Below are 972 nucleotides of genomic sequence, written 5' to 3'. Positions count from 1 at the left end.
ATGTGGGAGGCCCCACTACATCTTCGACGTAGCGCTGTCGCGCATCAAACTGGTTCATCGTAAGGTTATAGAACGCGTGCGGGGCAAAGGCCGTAGCCAGCACTGGTGTGTCAGCACCCGAGTGGGAGAGTGGCCTGCACGGTATCGGCGTGGAGTCATTGTCGGCACAGCAAGCTGTGACCACGTATAAGAGAGTGAATCCGCTCGCCACCGTGTACCCCGCCCGCGTCGTTCAATCCTGCGAGGAATTGTCATGACGCGCAAGAACCAAAAGCGTTTTGAGGTTATCCATCCCGATTGTGGTGCCGTTGATGTGGGCGCTGGTGAGCATTTGGCGGCTGTTGATCCGACAAAATGCGATGACCCGGTTAGGCGGTTTTCAACCTTCACCGATGATTTGCATGCCATGGCCGATTGGTTTGAGTCCATGGGCGTCAAGATGGTGGCAATGGAGGCGACTGGAGTTTATTGGATCCCGCTCTTCGAAATACTGGATAGACGAGGTTTTGAGGTCTATCTCGTTAATTCCCGCGCCACTCGGCAGATAACCGGTCGCAAGTCTGATGTACTTGATTGTCAGTGGATCCTTCAACTCATGACGCACGGCCTGTTGAGAGGCGCTTTTCGGCCTGCGGACGACGTGTGCTCACTGCGCTCATTGGTCCGTCAGCGTGGCAATAAAGTTCGCGACCAAGCCAAAGCCCTTAATCGGATGCAAAAGGCTTTGGTGCAAATGAACATCCAATTAGCCCAAGTCATCAGCAACATAGCTGGGGTGACGGGCATGAGTATTTTGCGCGCAATCGTTGATGGCGAGCGCGATCCCGAAGTGCTTGCACTGCTCAGAGACAAGCGTGTTAAGGCCGATCAGGCCACTGTTGCTCGCAGCTTGCACGGCAACTGGCGAGCTGAGCATTTGCATGCGCTGAGTCAGGAGTTGGCGGCTTATGACTTCCTGGAAAAACAGATCGG

At 54.7% G+C, this 972-nt stretch carries 2 protein-coding genes; both read left to right on the top strand.

Features of this window, described 5'->3' with window-relative positions; all coding sequences use genetic code 11:
* Positions 1–190: hypothetical protein (locus AACY52_RS28540; RefSeq protein ID WP_339421388.1), on the top strand; the 190-nt coding region annotated here is incomplete at its 5' end.
* Positions 191–253: 63 nt separating this feature from the next.
* Positions 254–972: IS110 family transposase (locus tag AACY52_RS28535; RefSeq protein ID WP_339561099.1), on the top strand; the 719-nt coding region annotated here is incomplete at its 3' end.

The sequence above is a fragment of the Pseudomonas sp. EA_65y_Pfl1_P113 genome, from assembly GCF_963970525.1.
GTDB classification, from domain to species: Bacteria; Pseudomonadota; Gammaproteobacteria; order Pseudomonadales; family Pseudomonadaceae; genus Aquipseudomonas; species Aquipseudomonas tritici.
The sequence above is the reverse complement of the archived record's forward strand: the minus strand, read 5'-3'. Positions and strand labels throughout refer to the sequence as shown.